17 protein-coding genes are annotated in these 16,291 nt (G+C 35.5%); 10 read left to right on the forward strand and 7 right to left on the reverse strand.

All coding sequences use genetic code 11. From position 1 onward, the window contains the following. Positions 1-23 precede the first annotated feature (23 nt). From D6200_RS09195 to D6200_RS09210, 4 genes are all read left to right on the forward strand, one after another. On the forward strand, positions 24-1,559 hold the full coding sequence (locus tag D6200_RS09195; RefSeq protein WP_047790333.1) for a YifB family Mg chelatase-like AAA ATPase: 1,536 nt from the start codon (positions 24-26) through the stop codon (positions 1,557-1,559). A 136-nt stretch (positions 1,560-1,695) separates the two neighbouring features. Beyond that, positions 1,696-2,703: a TlpA family protein disulfide reductase gene (locus tag D6200_RS09200; protein ID WP_047790334.1), complete on the forward strand. Its 1,008-nt coding sequence runs from the start codon at positions 1,696-1,698 to the stop codon at positions 2,701-2,703. 102 nt (positions 2,704-2,805) lie between these two features. After that, positions 2,806-3,099: a hypothetical protein gene (locus tag D6200_RS09205; RefSeq protein WP_073182561.1), complete on the forward strand. Its 294-nt coding sequence runs from the start codon at positions 2,806-2,808 to the stop codon at positions 3,097-3,099. A gap of 82 nt (positions 3,100-3,181) precedes the next feature. Beyond that, complete coding sequence (locus tag D6200_RS09210) at positions 3,182-3,688, forward strand: ferritin (protein WP_073182560.1); 507 nt, start codon at positions 3,182-3,184, stop codon at positions 3,686-3,688. A gap of 105 nt (positions 3,689-3,793) precedes the next feature. On the opposite strand, the gene ahcY is transcribed toward D6200_RS09210, so the two are convergent. Continuing rightward, positions 3,794-5,110: an adenosylhomocysteinase gene (gene ahcY / locus D6200_RS09215; protein WP_073182559.1), complete on the reverse strand. Its 1,317-nt coding sequence runs from the start codon at positions 5,108-5,110 to the stop codon at positions 3,794-3,796. Positions 5,111-5,172: 62 nt separating this feature from the next. On the opposite strand from ahcY, the gene D6200_RS09220 reads away from it, so the two are divergent. The 5 genes from D6200_RS09220 (at position 5,173) to arfB (ending at position 8,558) form a co-directional block, all read left to right on the forward strand. After that, entirely contained in the window at positions 5,173-5,799 is a 627-nt protein-coding gene (locus D6200_RS09220) for a 4'-phosphopantetheinyl transferase family protein (protein WP_047790338.1), read from the forward strand. A gap of 217 nt (positions 5,800-6,016) precedes the next feature. Beyond that, positions 6,017-6,277, forward strand: coding sequence for a hypothetical protein (locus D6200_RS09225; protein ID WP_073182558.1), 261 nt, complete (start codon positions 6,017-6,019; stop codon positions 6,275-6,277). Continuing rightward, the gene (gene pnuC / locus D6200_RS09230) at positions 6,261-6,893 is read left to right on the forward strand and encodes a nicotinamide riboside transporter PnuC (protein ID WP_073182557.1); all 633 of its coding nucleotides are present in this window, start codon (positions 6,261-6,263) and stop codon (positions 6,891-6,893) included. Before D6200_RS09225 ends, pnuC begins: the two co-directional genes overlap by 17 nt. Then, entirely contained in the window at positions 6,854-7,507 is a 654-nt protein-coding gene (locus tag D6200_RS09235; protein ID WP_073182556.1) for an AAA family ATPase, read from the forward strand. Before pnuC ends, D6200_RS09235 begins: the two co-directional genes overlap by 40 nt. A gap of 649 nt (positions 7,508-8,156) precedes the next feature. Continuing rightward, positions 8,157-8,558 (forward strand): alternative ribosome rescue aminoacyl-tRNA hydrolase ArfB, encoded by a 402-nt coding sequence (gene arfB, locus D6200_RS09240; protein ID WP_073182555.1) that lies wholly within the window; start codon positions 8,157-8,159, stop codon positions 8,556-8,558. Between the two features lie 180 nt (positions 8,559-8,738). Here arfB and D6200_RS09245 read toward each other — a convergent pair whose 3' ends face one another. The 3 genes from D6200_RS09245 to D6200_RS15520 all read right to left on the reverse strand — a co-directional run bounded on the left by D6200_RS09245 (position 8,739) and on the right by D6200_RS15520 (position 9,695). After that, the gene (locus D6200_RS09245) at positions 8,739-9,026 is read right to left on the reverse strand and encodes a hypothetical protein (protein ID WP_073182554.1); all 288 of its coding nucleotides are present in this window, start codon (positions 9,024-9,026) and stop codon (positions 8,739-8,741) included. Continuing rightward, the gene (locus tag D6200_RS09250; protein WP_073182553.1) at positions 9,019-9,402 is read right to left on the reverse strand and encodes a DUF6864 domain-containing function; all 384 of its coding nucleotides are present in this window, start codon (positions 9,400-9,402) and stop codon (positions 9,019-9,021) included. The genes D6200_RS09245 and D6200_RS09250 overlap by 8 nt, the downstream gene beginning before the upstream one ends. A gap of 167 nt (positions 9,403-9,569) precedes the next feature. Then, positions 9,570-9,695 carry a hypothetical protein gene (locus tag D6200_RS15520; protein ID WP_262509476.1) on the reverse strand — a complete coding sequence of 42 codons (126 nt, stop codon included), beginning with the start codon at positions 9,693-9,695 and terminating at the stop codon, positions 9,570-9,572. Between the two features lie 1,318 nt (positions 9,696-11,013). Between D6200_RS15520 and D6200_RS09260 the strand changes: the two genes are divergently transcribed. Beyond that, the gene (locus tag D6200_RS09260; protein WP_073182551.1) at positions 11,014-11,985 is read left to right on the forward strand and encodes a hypothetical protein; all 972 of its coding nucleotides are present in this window, start codon (positions 11,014-11,016) and stop codon (positions 11,983-11,985) included. Positions 11,986-12,150: 165 nt separating this feature from the next. Here D6200_RS09260 and D6200_RS09265 read toward each other — a convergent pair whose 3' ends face one another. From D6200_RS09265 to accC, 3 genes are all read right to left on the reverse strand, one after another. Beyond that, entirely contained in the window at positions 12,151-12,720 is a 570-nt protein-coding gene (locus D6200_RS09265; RefSeq protein WP_073182550.1) for a hypothetical protein, read from the reverse strand. A gap of 460 nt (positions 12,721-13,180) precedes the next feature. Beyond that, positions 13,181-14,722, reverse strand: coding sequence for an acyl-CoA carboxylase subunit beta (locus tag D6200_RS09270; RefSeq protein ID WP_073182548.1), 1,542 nt, complete (start codon positions 14,720-14,722; stop codon positions 13,181-13,183). A 132-nt stretch (positions 14,723-14,854) separates the two neighbouring features. Beyond that, positions 14,855-16,291: an acetyl-CoA carboxylase biotin carboxylase subunit gene (gene accC, locus D6200_RS09275; RefSeq protein ID WP_073182547.1), complete on the reverse strand. Its 1,437-nt coding sequence runs from the start codon at positions 16,289-16,291 to the stop codon at positions 14,855-14,857.

Genomic DNA, 16,291 nt, shown 5'->3' on the forward strand with positions numbered 1-16,291 from the left:
ATCTTTAGCGAAAAGAGAAAAATATGCTAGTAAAAGTCTATGGAAGTGCTGTTTTTGGTATTGAAGCAACCACAATTACTGTTGAAGTTAATATTGATAAAGGTATAGGATATCATTTAGTTGGATTACCCGATAAAGCTGTAAGTGAAAGTTCGTATCGAATCTCTGCCGCTTTAGCTAATAACAGTTACAAACTCCCTGGAAAGAAAATCATTATTAACATGGCACCAGCCGATATTCGTAAAGAAGGTGCTGCCTACGATTTAACTTTAGCTATTGGTATTTTGGCTGCCTCCAATCAAATAAAATCAGAACAGATTGATGAATATATTATTATGGGAGAACTTTCTCTTGATGGAAGTTTACAACCTATAAAAGGAGCTCTACCTATTGCTATTAAGGCTCGTGAAGAAGGATTTAAACACTTTATCCTTCCAAAAGAAAATGCCAAAGAGGCTGCTATAGTTAATGACTTAAATGTTCTTGGGGTAGACAATATTATGGAAGTTATAAACCATTTTGATGGTAACAAACTAATTGAACCTACAACCGTTGACACCCGTGCTGAATTTTACAAGCATATTGACTTTCCTGAGTTTGATTTTGCTGATGTAAAAGGACAAGAATCTATAAAACGTTGCATGGAAATTGCCGCTGCTGGTGGACATAATATCATTCTTATTGGACCTCCAGGAGCAGGTAAAACAATGTTAGCAAAACGTTTACCATCCATTCTTCCTCCTATGACCTTACACGAAGCCTTAGAAACCACTAAAATACATTCAGTGGTAGGAAAAGTAAAAAATACTGGCTTAATGTATCAACGTCCCTTTCGCTCACCACATCATACAATTTCAGATGTTGCGCTCGTAGGTGGAGGACAATACCCACAACCTGGAGAAATATCTTTGGCACATAATGGTGTTTTATTTTTAGATGAACTTCCCGAATTTAAGCGTACCGTTTTAGAGGTAATGCGTCAACCTTTAGAAGATAGAGAAGTTACTATATCACGTGCGCGTTTTACCGTAAACTACCCTAGTAGTTTTATGTTAGTTGCTAGTATGAATCCGAGTCCTTCTGGATATTTCAACAATCCCGACTCACCGGTTACCTCCTCTCCTGCCGAAATGCAACGTTATTTAAGCAAAATTTCTGGTCCCTTGTTAGACAGAATCGATATCCACATTGAAGTAACACCAGTACCTTTTGATAAGCTCTCTGATGAACGAAAAGGAGAAAGTAGTGTAGATATTAGAAAAAGAGTTACCCTTGCTCGTGAAATACAAACAACTAGATTTAAAAACCTTGAAAACATTCATTACAACGCACAAATGAATGTAAAGCAAATTCGTGAATTTTGTAAATTATCAGAAGAAAGTAAAAGCTTATTAAAAGTGGCCATGGAAAAGTTAAACCTATCAGCTAGGGCTTATGACAGAATTTTAAAAGTATCTCGTACCATTGCCGATTTAGCTTCTTCCGAAAATATACTATCCGAACATATTACCGAAGCAATTCAGTATAGAAGTCTAGATCGTGAAGGTTGGTTAGGATAATTATAAAGTTAAAATTCAATAAAGTATACAACTTTAAGACAGTTAGTGAAATGTTAAAAAATTGTGCTTTCATATAAAATCACTAATTTAGGCGTTTATTTAAAAAGCTAAACAGCAAAATTAAACATACACCCTAATGAAAAAATTAGTTTACTTATTGGCATTTTCTATTGCCTTAGTTTCATGTAAAGAGAAACAAAAAGATTATGTGACTTTTTCTGGAAAAATTACCAACAAAAACTCTGAAACAGTTACTATTTCTAACCCTCAATTTAAATTCAACAAAGTAATTAAAGTTGGTGAGGATGGAACTTTTAAAGATACTATGAATGTAAAAGATGGTTTCTACAGATTTTTTGATGGTAAAGAATATACTGCTTTATACTTAAAAAACGGAGCCGATATTAATATGACGATTGATGCTAAAAAATTTGACGAAACTATAACTTATACAGGGGTTGGTTTTGAAGAAAGTGCTTTTTTAGCTAAAGCTTCATTAGAGCAAAAGAAATTATTTGAAGATAAAGAATTAATGAATTTACCAGAGTTAGACTTCAGATCTAAAGTTTCTAATTTTGTTGATGATTTTAACAAAAGATTTGAAGGAGCCTCATTAGATTCTACTTTTGTAGCAAGTCAAAAACAAAGTATTGCTGGTTTAGAAAATTACTTAACTAAAATGTATAACGACAAGCAATACATTACTAAAAAATTAGCTAAGGGTGCTGAATCTCCTAAGTTTGTTAATTACGAAAACAATGCTGGTGGTACTACTTCTTTAGATGATTTAAAAGGTAAGTATGTGTATATCGATTTATGGGCTACTTGGTGTCAACCATGTAAAAATGAAATTCCTTTCTTAAAGAAAGTTGAAGAAAAATATCACAATAAAAACATCGAGTTCGTAAGTATTTCTGTTGACAGACAAAAAGACTATGAAACTTGGAAAAAAATGATTGTTGATAAAGAATTATCAGGAGTACAATTATATGCTAAAGAAGATAAAGCTTTCATGGATGCGTATAGAGTATCAGGAATTCCAAGATTTATTTTATTAGATCCAGAAGGAAAGATTATAGACTCTAATGCTCCAAGACCTTCTAATCCTAAATTAGTTGAGTTATTTGAATCATTAAATATCTAGTCTTAAAAGACATTTTATAATAAAAAGCCTGCAAATTTGCGGGCTTTTTTATTCCTTACATTATTCTTCTTTAGATTGATTAAAAATAATTATATTTGCGGAATGAATTTTTTAACAGAAGATGTATCGTTTAAAGTATCTTGTGGTGGCAGAAACTGCTACCAGCTAGATTTAGGCTATAAAGTAATAGATTTTACTTTCTGCCAACTATTAGCCTTCAGGAAAAAAGTATTAGAACGCGCTTCGTACGAATCATTAGAAACGATTATCGACGGTGATAACTTCGTACTCCTTTTTGCAGCAGACAACAAACACTTATTATTCTTAGATGTACCTCAACTTATAGAATTACGAGAACTTCTTTTAGCTGTTTTTAAGCAGAAAACCCTTTACTAAGACTAGCTTTAAATTAGGCACTCCATTCTTTTTAAAGCCTTATAATCTGTATCTTTATAGTATTAAAACTAAACAAAATATTATGGAAACAGCAATAAGAAGAGACATGATTTTAGACGTGGAAGTAGTTGATTTGCTAAACCACCAAATAACAATGGAGCAACAAGCCTCTTCTAAGTATTTAGCGATGGCCTCTTGGTGCGACCAAAGAGAACTTAGAAATAGTGCAGCATACTTTTATAAGCAAGCGGAAGAAGAAAGAGAGCACATGATGAAAATTTTTAAATTCGTTAACGATAATGGCGGTAGTGCAATGTCACCTGTAGCTACTGAAGTTTCTCACGAATTTGAAAGCTTACGAGCTATTTTTGAAGCTTCTTTAGATGCAGAAATAGAAGTTACCAAATCAATTCATCACGTATTTAAAACTGCAAGAAAAGTAGGCGATTTCACTTCTGAAATCTTTTTACAATGGTTTGTAACAGAACAAGCCGAAGAAGAAGAAAAAGTAAGAGACATTTTAGACTTAATCGATTTAATGGAAGGTATGCCTTTAAAAATGATTGATGAGCGCATTCCTACTGAATAAAACAAAACGTTTATAAAAAGCATAAAAAAATCCCGCAACAATGTTGCGGGATTTTTTGTGTCTTGATTCTTGATTCTAAAATCTCAAATCTATAATAATCTAAATCTAATATCTATAGTGTTCTGGCTTGTATGGACCTTCAACAGTTACACCAATATATTTCGCTTGGTCTTCACGTAACTCAGTTAACTCTACACCAATCTTAGCTAAGTGTAATTTTGCTACTTTTTCATCTAAGTGTTTTGGTAACATGTACACCTCGTTTTTATACGCATCAGAATTATTCCATAACTCGATTTGCGCTAAAGTTTGATTTGTAAATGAGTTAGACATTACAAAACTTGGGTGACCAGTAGCACAACCTAAGTTTACTAAACGTCCTTCTGCTAATACGATAATATCGTTTCCTTTAACTGTATACTTATCAACCTGAGGTTTAATTTCAACCTTAGTATCACCGTATGTTTCATTTAACCAAGCCATTTGGATTTCGTTATCAAAGTGACCGATGTTACAAACGATTGTTTTGTCCTTCATTGCCTCAAAATGCTCAGAACGAACGATATCTTTGTTACCAGTTGTAGTAATTACGATATCAGCATTTCCAACAACAGTTTCTAATTTCTTTACTTCAAAACCGTCCATTGCAGCTTGTAACGCACAAATAGGATCAATTTCAGTAACAGTAACAATAGAACCAGCTCCACGGAAAGACGCCGCAGTACCTTTACCAACATCACCATAACCACAAACCACTACTCTTTTACCAGCTAACATTACATCCGTAGCACGACGAATTGCATCAACTGCAGATTCTTTACATCCGTACTTATTGTCAAACTTCGATTTAGTAACCGAGTCATTTACGTTAATAGCAGGCATTGGTAACGTTCCGTTTTTCATACGCTCGTATAAACGGTGTACTCCAGTCGTAGTTTCTTCAGACAACCCTTTAATTCCAGGAGCTAACTCAGGATATTTATCTAAAACCATATTGGTTAAATCTCCACCATCATCTAAAATCATGTTTAATGGCTTCTTATCTTCACCAAAGAATAATGTTTGTTCAATACACCAATCAAACTCTTCCTCGTTCATACCTTTCCAAGCATACACAGGAGTTCCAGCAGCAGCAATAGCAGCAGCAGCTTGATCTTGCGTAGAGAAAATATTACAAGAACTCCAAGTAACCTCAGCTCCTAAAGCCTGTAATGTTTCAATTAAAACCGCAGTTTGAATCGTCATGTGTAAACATCCTGCAATTCTTGCTCCCTTTAAAGGTTGCTCATCTTTGTACTCTTCGCGTAAACTCATTAACCCTGGCATTTCAGCTTCTGCCAATTCAATCTCTTTTCTTCCCCAATCAGCTAAAGAAATATCTTTAACTTTGTAAGGAACATATGTCGCGGTTTTTGTGCTCATATTTTTGTATATTTATGTATCTTAAATTTGAGTCGCAAAATTACGAAATAACTTTCTAAAATATGCCTCTTTACAAAACATTAACGGTAAACAACCATGCTAAAGCATTGATTTGGAAGATTGAAGAATCTTTTGAACAACTTTCTAACGGTGTTTCTTTAACAAAAGGAAATCAACAAAGAGTAGACGGCATGAAGTCCGATTTACACCAAAGAGGCTTTATGAGCGTACGCCATTTACTAAAAGAAGTTGGTTATACCGATGATGATTTACTATACGATGGCTACGGTAAACCACACTTAAAAGACGGCAAATTTATTTCAATCACCCATTCATTTACCTTTTCGGCAATTATTATTTCCGATACACAACCTGTGGGAATAGATATTGAAATGCAGCGCGACAAAATTGTGAAAATCGCACACAAATTCACTCCTATAGAAGAATACAAATCTATTGCCAACCACGATGCTTTGGTAAGCAAATTAACTATTGTTTGGGGCGCCAAAGAAAGCTTGTATAAAATCTACGGAAAGAAAAAATTGCTCTTCTTAGAAAACATTTATATTGAAGATTTCTCTTTTGACACCAATCAAACCACAGGAAAAATCTTGTACGAAGGACAAACCTCTGAGTACGACATTCACTTTTTAGAAATGGAAGGATTCACCTGCGTATGCGCTTGTTAAAAAATACCTAGTCTAAAACCCAAAAACCTCGCACTCGCAACTTTACCACTATGAGACTTTGAAGCTCTACATCTTTGCAACTAAAAAACTCTGCCACTCCAAAACTCTGAAAACTCTGCAACTAAAAAACTTTGCCACTAAAAAATCTCCAAAAACCTTTCCCGCACAACAACAGCTTAACTTTAGTAACTTTGCATCTTTCTAATTAGGAACAACCATGAAAATATCCGTAGAATTGACCTTAAGTCCGCTTCAGAACGAATTTGAAGAACCAATTATCAATTTCATCAAAAAACTAAGAGCCTCGGGATTAACCGTATTAGAAAATCCGTTAAGCACACAAGTGTATGGAGATTATGATACTGTGATGCGTTTGGTTACTTCAGAATTGAAAAATGCCTTTGAATTGATTGACAACGGATTGCTATTTATGAAAATCGTAAAAACCGATCGTAGCGATTATGAGCCAACTTTTTGATTTCCTTTTTGGGCAGTATGCTGATTACAATCCTATTGATGTTTGGCTAGAAATTATTGCCGTTATCTTTGGGTTTTTATCCGTTTGGTATTCTAAACAGAATAAAATTTGGGTATTCCCTACGGGGATGATTAGCACCGCTATTTTTGTGTACCTCTTGTTAAAATGGGAACTGTTAGGTGATATGATGATTAACGGGTACTACTTTATTATGAGTGTATACGGTTGGTATATCTGGACGCGAAAAGTAGATGCCACCCATGTAACTCCTATCTCTAGAACCACACTTAAAGAAAAAAAACAAAGTGTAGCCATATTTGTAGCCACCTTGGTTTTTGTCTATGCTGTGTATACTATTTTTGATAAATGGACAAGCTGGACAGCTTATGTAGACACCGTTACTACTGCCATTTTCTTTGTAGGAATGTGGCTCATGGCAAAACGAAAAATAGAAAACTGGATTTATTGGATTATTGGCGATATTATCTCTGTTCCACTGTACTTTTACAAAGGATTTACCTTTACCAGTTTTCAATATTTATTATTTACCTTTATAGCAATTGCAGGATATTTAGCATGGAAAAAGCACTTACACAACAACCCATCAACCTTGTAAAGGTGGTATTATTTGGACCTGAAAGCACAGGAAAAACAACACTTTCTGGTCAATTAGCACGTCATTATAATACCGTTTGGGCTCCCGAATTTGCGCGTGAATACTTGCAAGATAAGTGGAACAACGAACGTAAAACTTGTGAGCAACACGATTTAATTCCGATTGCTGAAGGACAAATGGACTTGGAAAATGAATTGGCTAAAAAAGCGGATAAAGTACTCATCTGTGATACCGATTTATTGGAAACCAAAGTATATTCTGAAGAATATTATGGCGGATTCGTAGATCCGAAATTAGACGAGGCTGCTATTGCAAATACTTACGATATTTATTTCTTAACCTACATCGATACGCCTTGGGAAGCGGATGATTTACGCGACAGACCCGAGCAACGATTGGAAATGTTTAAAGCCTTTGAAAATGCGTTGAAAAAATACAACCGTCCGTATGTATTGTTAAAAGGAGACAAAGAAACCCGCTTAAAAAAAGCAGTCGAAATTATTGATGCGTTACTCGCTAAAAAAGAAAACTTATACTCTTTTTCCGACACCCTTACCGATTTAGACATGCACTTCATGCACCAATCACCCGACACGCCTAATTACGATATGTAAGTATTGCTAAACGTCATTCCGAACGACGAAGGAGGAGGAACCTCATCAATAAGAGTAACTACTATCCTTTAAAACTCCCAACACTCAACTAAAAGATTTAGCTCCGCTGAACCTTGCGGTTTCTCACTTCCGTTCCACTACAGTTCGAAATGACAACTATTAATTTATAACATGAAATAAACAATCTGAACGTCATTCCGAACGACGAAGGAGGAGGAATCTCATCAATAAGAGTAACTACTACCCTTTAAAATTCCCAACACCCAACTAAAAGATTTCTCACTTCCGTTCCACTACAGTTCGAAATGACAACTATTAATTTATAACATGAAATAAACAACCTGAACGTCATTCCGAACGACGAAGGAGGAGGAATCTCATCAATAAGAGTAACTACTATCCTTTAAAACTCCTAACTCTCAACTAAAAGATTTAGCTCCGCTGAACCTTGCGGTTTCTCACTTCCGTTCCACTACAGTTCGAAATGACGTACGTTTTGTCATTTCGAGCGATAGCGAGAAATCTGCTTAATTCTAGTTACGAATACCCTTTAAAGTTCCCAACTCTCACCAATAAGAGTCACTTCGATTATTAAGCCCCCTTTACAAACAACAATAGATTCCCTATATTTGAGACATTCACAAACACTATGAACAAAGAACAACTTTTAAAAGAACTCAACTTTAAAGCCGTACGAAGCTCTGGTGCGGGCGGACAGCATGTAAACAAGGTATCCTCTAAAGTAGAATTAAGTTTTACGATTGAAGACTCGTTAGAACTCTCGGACAAAGAAAAAGCACTACTCCTTAAAAACTTAGCCAACAGACTCTCTAAAGAAAATACGCTTATACTAAGCTCACAAGAAAGCCGCTCACAACACCGCAACAAAGAATTGGTTACCGAACGTTTTTTTAACCTTTTAGCACAAGCCTTGGTAGTACCCAAAGTACGCAAAGCTACCAAACCTAAAAAAGCAGCGATTGCCAAACGTTTGGATGCTAAAAAACAACAGGCTGAAAAAAAAGAAAACCGAAAAAAGTTTCGGTTTTGATTTTATAAAATACTTTACTTTAAAATAAAGCAGATTTAATGTTTTCCAACGGCTCTGTATAAAGTTTGTTGCGTGTTTTCAAGCTAAAAGTAAGTAAATTATTACTGATTATAAAGTCCGCGAAGACTTTCGAAAGTAAGCAATTAGCCAGCAATAAGGTTTATACTTTGTTAGGCATTTTTATTTTTGTCCAACTTTAGATTTTGCTTTCTTATAATTCTTTGATGTCATCAAAAAAAATGCTACACAGCCAAAAATCATAACAGTTAAAAAAAACCAATTTAGAGGCGGAATTTCTTCAACTTTTTCAAAGGAAATCATATTTCCAATTATAGCACAAGAAATTGCTAGACATATTTCAAAAAATAGTCTATATGTATTACTTGTTTCTAAATAATCTTCTCTTACTAGATTGATAGTAATTTCTTCAGGAGCTTCAACAGTTGTATTAACATTTATACTAGCCATTATTAACCTCCTCTCCTAAATAAAATGAATATTCAATTCTCTTTAAATTACTGTCAGTAAGCCCATATATAACATAGGTAAAGTATAATTTTCGATTCGCTAATGTTCCAAGTTTCCATAACTTTTTATTATATGAACCCAAGACATTATTATAATTAGTAAATAAAATTTCTAAAGTTGTATCATTAAGAACTTTTGCAGACCGTTTTAACTCGTTTTTTTCAGAATCGTCTGTATTAAATTTAAGAATTAGTGTCAATGAATTATCATCTTGAGCTTTAAGCTCTATTTCCAAATCCTTTGATTCCTCTGTAATTACAGTTCCATTTGAAACTAAATCGTAATCGCCTGATTTTATTGAAGTTTTAATTTCCATTTCCAAATTTTATTTTTCCTGTCATTTTAATTTTGCCTAACTCGTTATATATCAAACTTTAGTTCTTTTATCCCGATAAAAACATAGAATATCATAAGGTTTAGCTATTTTATATCCTCATATTAGTTAAAGTCTAATATGTTAGACTTTAATGAAATTACAAATATTTATTTTTTACGTTTTGGTGGTTTTAATGATGGCGTGTTTCCTGGCGTGTCTTTATTATCTCTTTGTCTTTGATCTGGTTTTCCAGTTGATTTTGCTATCCTTTTTGGTCCTGGTTTAAGTGCCATAATTTTTTACTTTTTAATGTTAATTGATTTTACAATCTCCTGTAAACTTAAAAAAACTCCACCACACATTCTTACGGAATCCCATAAGCTCAACTATTTAGGTTATAAAAGTTGTTTTTTAGAGTAGCAACGGTTCTTTATATCGCTGTTTGGGTCGCTGATATCACGGCATGCTCCGTTAACACCGCGGCACGGGTCGCTGATACTACGGCACGCTCCGTTAACATCACGGCACGGGTCGCTGATATCATGGCATGCTCCGTTAACACCACGGCACGGGTCGCTGATATCACGGCACGCTCCGTTAACACCACGGCATGGGTCGCTGATATCACGGCATGCTCCGTTGACACCACGGCACGAGTCGCTGATACTACGGCATGCTCCGTTAACACCACGGCATGGGTCGCTGATACTACGGCATGCTCCGTTGACACCACGGCACGGGTCGCTGATACTACGGCATGCTCCGTTAACATCACGGCACGGGTCGCTGATACTACGGCATGCTCCGTTAACATCACGGCACGGGTCGCTGATACTACGGCATGCTCCGTTGACACCACGGCATGGGTCGCTGATACTACGGCGTGCTCCGTTAATACCACGGCACGGGTCGCTGATACTGCGGCTATCCTCCCACTCTCAAATCTGTATGGATTCAATCCAACGCTCTCGATCTACGTAGTAACGACTTAGATTTTACATAGAAAAATCTTTTTCTAAGCTATTATTCTTTTTCCATTGATGAAAAAGAAACCGACTTTGGAGGTTCATGAATTCCTTTGAAAACCAATAAAAATTAATGAGCTAAACAAAAAATCTAGCCTTAACCATCCTGCACTCAAAAATAATCATCCACAAACCTAAATTAAAATAACTCGCTATCGCTCAAACAGATTTTAATTTTAACGGTTCTTGCGGTGTTATTTTTGGCTTGCCTGCTTATGACGGGGTGCTTTTTTAGTAGTCTCTTTAATCAAAGTATGCTGTTTCGAACTGACAGTACACAAAAAAAGTATTCGCAACTCTAGTATAAAAGATATACTTCTGATAGTCTGCCTGTTAAAAAAAAGCAAAAATTGACCATCGCATTTGTTTTTTATACCCCAACACTATAATTTAGAAGTGGTTAAGAAAAAGAAACTAACAAAATGCTATGATTGTATTGCTAAAACCATCTAATATTTTATGGGTTTTTAACTAGTGGCAAGGGGCTCTCCTGCTGTTATAATCTTGTTGTTTCTAAGAATTACCTTAGGGTAGCGTGTATTACGCATCCCTAAAAATACTCGTGTAACTTAAATTAAATATTAATATGGAAACAAGAAGAAAATTCAAAGGTTCAGATGCTTTTTTAGCTGAAAGCGCACGTACTATTTACAACTTATTTACGCAAGATTTGGAGCGTTTTACCGCTTTCAATACCCGATTTACGAGCGAATATGCAGCGGCTTTTTTACATCAGATTGATGCGGCAGATACCGTAGTTACCGATGTAAGTACCTTGGCGAAACAAGGGGTGGAAACACAAAAGGTGTTGATAGAAATGCAAAATGCTAGTCGTGTGTATAATCGTATAAAAAGTCATGCTATGTGGGCTTTTCCTGATAATCCTGCGGTATTAAAAGAGTTTACTACTGGTTATAGAGATGCGAGCAAGAATCAGCCTAAAATGTTGGTGTTTTTAGAAACGTTAGAAAAGGTGGTTACAAATTATTTAGATGATTTAACCGATGTAACGAAAGGCGGAATGCCTGCATCTATTGTGGAAGAGTTGGCTACAATAAAAGACGAATTAAAAAGCGCGAACACGCAGCAAGAGGTGTATAAAAAACAGCGTTTGGTAATTACCCAAGATCGTATTTCGGCATTGAACGATTGTTATACAACGCTTGTTCAAATTATAAATACGGCTCAGTTAGTATTTGCCAATGAACCTGCAAAAAGGGCACAGTATAGCTATCGTCCAACTACAGGAAGCAGCTCCATTACTGATTTTGTGGGACAGGTAGCGCCTAATGAAACCAAGGTGATTACCCAGATATCGTATGACAAGGAGAGTTTTATTGGTTTTGAAAACAGAGGAGAAACCACACTACAGTTCGACATTAGTACCGACGAGGTGACCTTAAACGGCAATATGGTTGAATTGGAAAGTGGCGCTATTAACAATCAGCCAATGGATTGGTTACTAGCGGATGTTACCAATGGTACCAAGGTGAATATTTTGGCGTACAATCCGTCTACCACCTCAACGGGAAGTTATTGGGTGAGTACAGATGTGTAGGATTAATTTTTTATAAAAAATAATAACGTCATTACGAAGGAGGTACGACTGAAGTAATCTGTTTATTTTGAACTAGAAACATAAAGGTTACTGCGTTATCACTCGTAATGACGTTTTTTTTATGTGGTTGTGAATTGCTTTTTTGTTTTTATTCATAATTTAATTTTAATCTAATTCATTCCGTATCTCCAAAATTAATTTTAAAGTTTTTTCAAGTTCTATTCTAATTTTATCACCTCTTTGTGTTAATTCTCCAGTATCAATATCATAACCATCAAGAAGCAAGTCTACATCTTTCCATGTTCTCGCATTTGACCTAAGCGGTAGGCTAATATTATTCAAAACAACTTCAGAGTTAACAGATAATTCATCACTTACCATATTAGTTAAATCAACTAACATTTCAGTCAAATCATCTAATGCTGATTTCACTTTTTTTGACTTTTCCTTTATTTCTTTTGAGTCCTTATTGAATTTTTCTTCAGTTATAAAACTCAAAAGCTCACCCCTCAATCGTAAATATTCTTTTAGGTCATTCCGAAAATATTTTAGGTTTCTTTTAAGCCTATCTTTTTTTTCACTTTCAAAAAATATATTGATTTGGTCACGAAGTTTTGTTACAAAGCCAAAAACTTCTTCAGAAACAAGTGTTATTTCCTTAGGTTTATCTTTAACTTGAGAATATGAAGTTATAGAAAAAACAAATATTAATAATAAATTAATTGTCAGTTTCATTTTTCTTGTTTTTAATTAATAAAAAAAATGTAATTATAAATAGAATAATGGGTAAGATTAGTTGCTCTAATTCAAGCTCATGAAAAGGTCTACCTCGTGTCATTTCTAAGATGATATCCCAACGAAAATAAATTATAAAAATATTTATTAAGATAAGTACTAAAGCTACTAAGGTTTTATATTTCATATTTATCCTATTAATTTATATTCATTTATTTATATAGAACTATTACTTATTTATATTTAGGGTAACAAACAAATTAACTGCTTTCATAATTTCTTATAAATCTAAAAAAATAAATCTGTTAAAAGCTACGAAAACACTCAAAACCAATATTTTGAGCCATAAAAGTTAGCTTTTTCATCATTAATGTGGTAAATAAAGCACAACTAAGACCTTATAAAACAAAAAAAACGCTCCTAAAAAGAAGCGTCTTTAAAAATATTGATATGTATTTTGTTACAACGGAATATTCCCGTGTTTTCTATTAGGTCGTTCTACCTTTTTACCTTCTAACATGGCAAAGGCTTTAATCAGTTTTCTACGCGTGTCTTGTGGTAAAATAACCTCATCTACAAATCCACGTTCTGCTGCACGGTACGGATTCGCAAATTTATCAGCATACTCCGCTTCTTTCTCCGCTAATTTTGCTTCGTGATCATCTGCTTCAGCAATTTCCTTTTTAAAGATAATTTCACTCGCTCCTTTTGCTCCCATTACCGCAATTTCTGCACTAGGCCATGCAAAGTTCATATCGGCTCCAATATGTTTTGAGTTCATTACATCATAAGCTCCACCATAGGCTTTACGAGTAATTATACTAACTCTTGGCACGGTAGCTTCACTCAATGCATACAATAATTTTGCTCCGTTGGTAATAATAGCATTCCATTCTTGATCGGTTCCTGGTAAGAATCCCGGTACATCTACCAATACCAATAACGGAATATTAAAACAATCGCAAAAACGGGTAAATCGTGCTGCTTTTTTAGAACTGTTTACATCCAAACATCCTGCTAAACTCATGGGTTGGTTGGCAACAATTCCTACACTTCTTCCCCCTAAACGCGCAAATCCGACCACGATATTATCGGCATAATCTTTATGGATTTCAAAAAACGAATCAGCATCAGCAATACCATCAATTACGGCACGCATATCGTACGGTTTGTTTGCATTATCCGGAACGATGTTGGCTAATTTTTCTCTAGTTTCATCGCCTAATTCAAACGGTAATTTCGCTGTAGTTTCTTGATTGTTCTGTGGCATATAACTCAACAATGTTTTGATATCTTCCAAACATTGTACATCATTTGCAGCCGTTAAATGCGTAACTCCCGATTTGGTTGCGTGCGTACTCGCTCCTCCTAATTCTTCTGAAGTTACTTCTTCATTGGTTACTGTTTTTACTACGTTAGGTCCCGTAACAAACATATAACTTGAGTTTTCTACCATAACGGTAAAATCGGTCATCGCTGGTGAATATACTGCTCCCCCTGCACAAGGTCCCATAATTGCAGAGATTTGTGGAATTACTCCTGATGCTTGTACATTTCTGTAAAAAATATCGGCATAACCACCTAACGAACGTACTCCTTCTTGAATACGCGCTCCACCAGAATCGTTCAATCCGATTAATGGTGCTCCTACTTTTACGGCTAAATCCATAATCTTACAAATTTTTTCGGCATGGGTTTCCGATAACGAGCCTCCAAACACCGTAAAGTCTTGTGCAAACACATATACCAAGCGTCCGTTTACAGTTCCGTATCCTGTTACCACTCCGTCACCATAAAACTTCTGATTTTCCATTCCGAAATCGGTGGTTCTATGAGTTACTAAAATACCTACTTCTTCAAAAGAACCTTCATCTAAGAAATAATCGATACGCTCACGAGCGGTTAATTTTCCTTTTTGATGATGACGGTCGATGCGTTGTTGTCCGCCTCCTAACTTTGCTTCGGTAAGTTTATGTTGTAATTCTTCTATTTTAGATTTCATCTATATTCTTTTTTTGGGCGTTCCCCAAGGGTCGGGCTTTCCGCTATATCTTTTGTTGGTTCTCGATACTTGCTTCGCAAACTCGAACTGACAACAAAAGGATGCCGCTGCAATCCCTAACGCAAATTGTTTTTAACAAGTTTTTAAAATACGTTGCTCTTTTAAATACTGCTGTAAAGCAACTTGTGCAGCAATCTTCGCTTCCTTTTCATATCCTGCTTCTAACAACTCAGGTGTGTAATATTTCTTTACAAAATGAGTATCAAAATTCCCTGATGTGAAAGCCTCGTGTTCGCATACGAACTTTCCAAACGGCAACGTAGTTTCTATTCCTTTTACCTTATAATTACTAATCGCTTGTTTCATTAACTCAATAGCTTCTTCGCGCGTATTTCCGTAGGTAATCAATTTAGAAATCATCGGATCGTAATAAATAGGAATTTCCATTCCTTCTTCAAAACCATCATCTACACGAATATTTTCTCCTTTTGGATGTTGGTAGGTTTCCAACACTCCAATACTCGGTGCAAAATTGTCTAACGGATCTTCGGCATATACACGTAATTCTAATGCGTGCCCTTTAATTTGTAAGTCTTCTTGGGTGAATGATAGCTCCTCTCCTCTTGCTATTTTTATTTGCTGCTCTACCAAGTCAATACCCGTAATCATTTCGGTAACTGGATGCTCTACTTGCAAGCGTGTGTTCATTTCTAAAAAGTAGAAATTCTTGTTTTCGTCTAGTAAAAACTCAACCGTTCCTGCTCCTAAATAATCACAGGCTTTCGCAACTCTTACGGCTGCTGCTCCCATGGCTTCTCTAATTTCTGGAGTCAACACACTCGATGGTGCTTCTTCTACTACTTTTTGGTGGCGACGTTGCACCGAACATTCGCGTTCAAATAAGTGTACTACGTTTCCATAAGCATCTGCCAATACTTGGATTTCAATATGACGTGGTGACCCTACATATTTTTCTATAAATACAGAACCATCTCCAAAAGCTGATTCTGCTTCTGAAATTGCACGCTGCATTTGTTCTTTAATATCCGCTTCTTTTTCAACAACACGCATTCCTTTTCCGCCACCTCCTGCTGAAGCTTTGATTAAGATAGGATACCCAATTTCATTCGCTACTTTCGAGGCATATTCTACATCGGTTACCGCTTCGTCAATACCTGGAACCATTGGAATATCATAAGCTTTCACTGCATCTTTTGCAGCTAATTTACTTCCCATAACTTCAATAGCATGAGTTTTTGGACCTATAAATACAATTCCTGATTTTGCTACCGCTTCTCCAAAGGCTGCATTTTCACTTAAAAATCCGTATCCTGGGTGAATTCCATCTACATCTAACTCCTTCGCTACTTCAATAATTTTATCTCCTAATAAATACGATTGATTCGATGGTGCAGGACCAATACATACTGCTTCGTCTGCAAAAGTTACGTGTGGTGAGTTTCTATCTGCTTCAGAAAAAACTGCTACCGTTTTAATTCCCATTTTTTTTGCTGTACGCATTACACGCAACGCAATTTCTCCCCTATTTGCTACTAATATCTTTTTCAT

Origin of the sequence: Tenacibaculum mesophilum, assembly GCF_003867075.1 — a bacterium.
Taxonomy (GTDB): Bacteria; Bacteroidota; Bacteroidia; order Flavobacteriales; family Flavobacteriaceae; genus Polaribacter; species Polaribacter mesophilus.